This window comes from Streptomyces sp. NPDC051172, from assembly GCF_040682555.1.
Lineage (GTDB): Bacteria > Actinomycetota > Actinomycetes > Streptomycetales > Streptomycetaceae > Streptomyces.
Genome location: NZ_JBFBBE010000245.1, coordinates 1 through 4,892 on the forward strand (window position 1 = coordinate 1; position 4,892 = coordinate 4,892).

The 4,892-nt window shown below is 70.6% G+C and carries 1 protein-coding gene; it reads right to left on the reverse strand.

All coding sequences use genetic code 11. The features are described from left to right. Positions 1–4,892: amino acid adenylation domain-containing protein (locus AB0N07_RS49685; protein ID WP_365847437.1), on the reverse strand; the 4,892-nt coding region annotated here is incomplete at both ends.

Sequence of the window (4,892 nt, forward strand, 5' to 3'; positions counted from 1 at the left end):
GGCTCTCGTGCCGGCCCACCACGTCACCCAGCGCCGCCGCCAGCGCCTGCCGGTCCAACGCCCCGGACAGACGCAGCACCAACGGCATGTTGTACGCCGCGCTCGGCCCCGCCAACTGACCGATGATCCACAACCGCTGCTGCGCAAACGACAACGGCAGCGCCTGTGGACGAACCCCGGCCACCAGGGCCGGACGGGAGGGTCCCGCCTCGACCAGCACACGGGCCAGGGCGGCGACCGTGGGCGCCTCGAACAACGCGCGGATGGTGATCTCCATCCCGAGCAGGGCGCGGATGCGGGCGACCAGCCGGGTCGCGAGCAGGGAGTGCCCGCCGAGTTCGAAGAAGTGGTCGTCGACGCCGACACCGGGCAGACCGAGCACCTCGGCGAACGCCGCACACAGCATCTTCTCCCGCACGGTCGTCGGAGCGCGGTGAGTCGAGGCGACCGCGTAGTTGGGGACGGGCAGGGCCTTGCGGTCCAGCTTGCCGTTGGCGGTCAACGGCAGCCGGTCCAGGACCACGACCGCGGCCGGCACCATGTAATCCGGAAGCGGCCCCGCGGCGTGCCGGCGCAACAGGGCGGGCAACTGCGCGATCTGTTCCGGGGATTGCCCCGGGGCGGGTACCGCATAACCGACCAGACGCTTGTCACCAGGGATGTCCTCGCGGACCACCGCCACGGCCCGGGCGATACCGGGATACCGGGCCAGCACCGCCTCGACCTCCCCGATCTCGATCCGGAACCCCCGGATCTTCACCTGGTCGTCGGCCCGGCCGACGAACTCGAGGGTTCCGTCCGCCCGCCACCGCGCCAGGTCCCCGGTCCGGTACATCCGCTCGCCCGGCGCACCGAACGGACAGGCCACGAACCGCTCCGCGGTCAGTGCGGGACGGTTCAGGTAGCCACGCGCCAGACCGGCACCCGTCACGTACAACTCGCCCGTCACACCGGGGGCCACCGGTTCCAGGCCGTCGTCGAGCACGAACACCCGCATGTTGAAGGTGGGTCCGCCGAGTATCGGCCGCGGTGTGGATCGCGGCTCGGCGAAGACCTGGTAGACCGTGCACTCGGTGGGCCCGTAGAAGCTGAAGCTGCGGGTGCCCTCACCCAGCGATCCGAGCCACTCCCAGAGCGAGTCGGGCACGGCCTCGCCACCGACCACGAGCAGTGCCGGAGTACGGCGGCCGTTGTCGAACAGGCCTTCCGACACAGCGGCGGCCATGTGGGTGGGGGTCAGCTCCAGGAAGTCGACGTCATGTGCGTCCAGCCAGGTCGCGAGGAGACCGATGTCGGAGAGCACCTCCGTGCTCACGACGTGCAGCTCGTGCCCCTCCAGCAGACACGACAGCTGGTCCCACACCGCGTCGAAGGATATGGAGGTGGTCAGCGCGACCCGCAGCGGGCGACTGTCCGACAGATCGGCGGCACAGGCGAAGACCGACTCACGGTGGACGGTGATGAAGTTGGTGATGCTGTGGTGCGGTACCGCCACGCCCTTGGGAGTTCCGGTGGAGCCGGAGGTGTAGATGACGTAGGCGGGATGGGCGGGGGTCAGCGGGCCGGTGCGCTCGACGTCGGTCGGGTCGTGACTCCAGGCCGGGTGTGCGGTCAGCTCTTCCTGGGTGGCGGCGTCGTCCAGGACCAGCAGGGGCGCGTCGGCCGGCAGCCCGGCCACGGCGGCCTGGAGCGTCACCACGTACGACGGCTTCGCGTCCTCGATCATGAACCGGACCCGTTCCTTCGGGTATTCGGTGTCGATCGGGAGATACGCCGCGCCCGCCTTGAGTATGCCGAGCATCGCCACGACGAGGTCGATCGACCGTGGCAGTGCCATGCCCACGATGCCCTCGGGACCGACCCCGTGCTCGATCAGGTGGTGCGCGAGCCGGTTGGCGCGGGTGTTGAGTTCGCCGTAGGTCAAGGTGGTGCCCTCGAAGACGACCGCGGTGGCCTCGGGGGTGCGGGCGGCCTGGTCCTGGAAGAGCGCCGGCAGGGTCGTGGGCGGGACGGAGCGGGAGGTGTCGTTCCAGGTGTGCAGCACCTTCTCCTGCTCCGCGGCCGAGAGCACCGGGACCTGGTCGACCCGCTGGTCCGGGCCGGTGGTCAGGGTGTCGAGGACACGGGTGAAGCGTTCGGCGAGCTGCTCGACGCTTGCATGGTCGAACAGGTCGACGGCGTAGAAGATCTCGCCGGTCATTCCGGCGGGCCGGCCGTGCTGGTCGAAGCGTTCGCGCAGGTCGAAGGAGAGGTCGAACTTCGCCGGGGTGTCCTCGTCGGGCAGGACGCTCGTGCGCAGGCCGGGCAGCTGGAGCACGGGATCGGCGTTGTTCTGGAGCGCGAGCATGACCTGGCACAGCGGATGGCGGGCCATGGAACGGGCCGGGGCCAGCTCCTCGACCAGGCGCTCGAACGGTACGTCCTGGTGCGCCAACGCGTCGAGCGCCTGCTCCCGCACCCGGGCGAGCAGCTCGCCGAATGACGGACCGCCGGACACGTCCGTGCGCAGGACGAGGGTGTTGACGAAGAAGCCGACGAGGTCGTCGAGCGCGGTGTCGGTGCGCCCGGCCGTCGGGGTTCCGATCACGATGTCCTGGCCGGCGCCGAGCCGGGAGAGCAGCACGGCCAACGTGGCCTGGAGCACCATGAAGACCGTCGCGCCTTCGTCCCGGGCCAGTTCGGCGACCCGGGCGTGCAGCCGCTCGGGGATCTCCAGCGTCACGCTCCCGCCCTGATGCGTGGCCACGGCGGGGCGGGCACGGTCGACGGGCAGCGGCAGTTCCTCCGGTATGCCGGACAGCGCGTGGCGCCAGTAGGCCAGTTGCTTGCTCAGCAGGCTCTCGGGGTCCTGCGCGTCGCCGAGCAGTTCACGCTGCCAGAGTGTGTAGTCCGCGTACTGGACCGGTAGCGGCGCCCATCCGGGTTCCTGGTCGGCCAGGCGCGCTGTGTACGCCACGGAGAAGTCTCGGGCCAGCGGCACCAGCGACCAGCCGTCACCGGCGATGTGGTGCACGAGCAGCACCAGCACGTGTTCGTCCGCACCGGCTTCGAACAGCCAGGCCCGGAACGGCACTTCGGCCGAGAGGTCGAAGCAGTGGCCCTCCGCCTCGCCGATCGACGCGGTCAGGCCGGACGGCCCGACCGGTTCCACGGTGAGCAATTCGCCGAGCTCCTCGACCGGCACCACCCGCTGGTACGGCCGTCCCTCGACCGACGGGAAGAGCGTGCGCAGCACCTCGTGGCGCCCGAGGACATCCCGCAACGCCGCGTCCAGCGCACCGGTGTCGAGCACACCGGAAAGCCTGATGACCGCCGGGATGTTGTAGGTGGCGCTCGGTCCCTCCAACTCGTGCAGGAACCACAACCGCTGCTGCGCGGACGACAACGGCAGCGGCTCCGGACGATCCGCGGTCACCAGGGCCGGACGCGAGGGGCCCGCCCCGGCCAGCGCCTTGGCCAGGGCGGCGATGACGGGGGCTTCGAACAGCGTACGGATGCCGAGTTCGACCCCGAGCAGGGCGCGGATGTGGGCGGCCAGCCGGGTCGCGAGCAGGGAGTGGCCGCCGAGAAGGAAGAAGTTGTCGTCGATGCCGACGGTGGAGAGCTCCAGGTTCAGCACCTTGGCGAACGCGGCGCACAGGATCTCTTCCTGGACGGTCCTCGGAGCACGGCGGGCGGCCACGACGGCGGGGTCCGGTGCGGGCAGGGCCTCGTGGTCGAGCTCGCCGTTGGCGGTCAACGGCAGCCGGTCCAGGACCACGACCGCGGCCGGCACCACGTGCGCGGGCAGCAGCCCGGCAGCGTGCTCGCGCAGGATCGCGGGCAGCCGTACGGCGACTTCCGGGTCAAGGCCGGGGCCGGGCACCACGTAGCCGACCTGACGCTTGCCGCCCGGGATGTCCTCGCGGGCGACGATCGTGGCCTCGGCGATGCCGGGATACCCCGTGAGTACCGCCTCGACCTCGCCGAGTTCGCTGCGGAACCCGCGGGTCTGCGTCTGGTGGTCCGCCAGGTCGATGGGCCGGTCGGGGTCGGAGGTCAGTTCTCCGAGCAGCCGGCTGAGCCGCTCGGCCAATGCCTGGACCGTGTGGTGGTCGAACAGGTCGGTGGCGTACTCGAGTATCCCCTTGATGCCGGTCGGCTGTCCCGCCGGACCGAACCGCTCCTCGAACTCGAAGTTGAGGTCGAATTTGGCTGTTTCGGATCCGGGGATCTCGAATTCGCCGATGTCGAGTCCGGGGAGGTCGAAGGCGGCTTCGGTGTTGGTGTCGAAGGACAGCATCACCTGGAAGAGGGGGTGGCGTGCCGCGGTGCGCGGTGGAGCGATGATCTCCACCAGGCGTTCGAAGGGGAGGTCCTGGTTCTCGAAGGCGGCGAGGTCCGTCTCCCGTACACGGGTGAGGAGTTCGGCGAAGGTGGGGTCGCCGGAGACGTCGGTGCGCAGGACCAGGGTGTTGAGGAAGAAGCCGACCAGATCGTGCAGGGCTTCCTCGGTGCGTCCGGCGATCGGTGTGCCGAGCGGGATGTCGGTGCCGCCTCCGAGTCGGGACAGCAGGACGGCGAGGGCGGCCTGGACCACCATGAACGGGGTCACGCCCGTCCGCCTGGCCAACTCCGTGACGCGGGTGTGGACTTCGGCGTCGATGGTGACGGGGACCCGGGCGCCGTGCCGGGCGGCCGTCGCGGGGCCGCGTGGCCGGTCGAGGGGCAGGTCGAGTTCGACGGGGAGCGCGGTCAGGGCGTCGCGCCAGAAGGCGGACTGGCGGGCGGCCGTGCTGGTGGGGTCCTTTTCGGAGCCGAGCAGGTCCCTCTGCCACAGGGTGTAGTCGGCGTACTGGACGGGCAGTTCGGTCCATACCGGGGCCGCGCCGGCGAGCCGAGCCGCGTAGGCG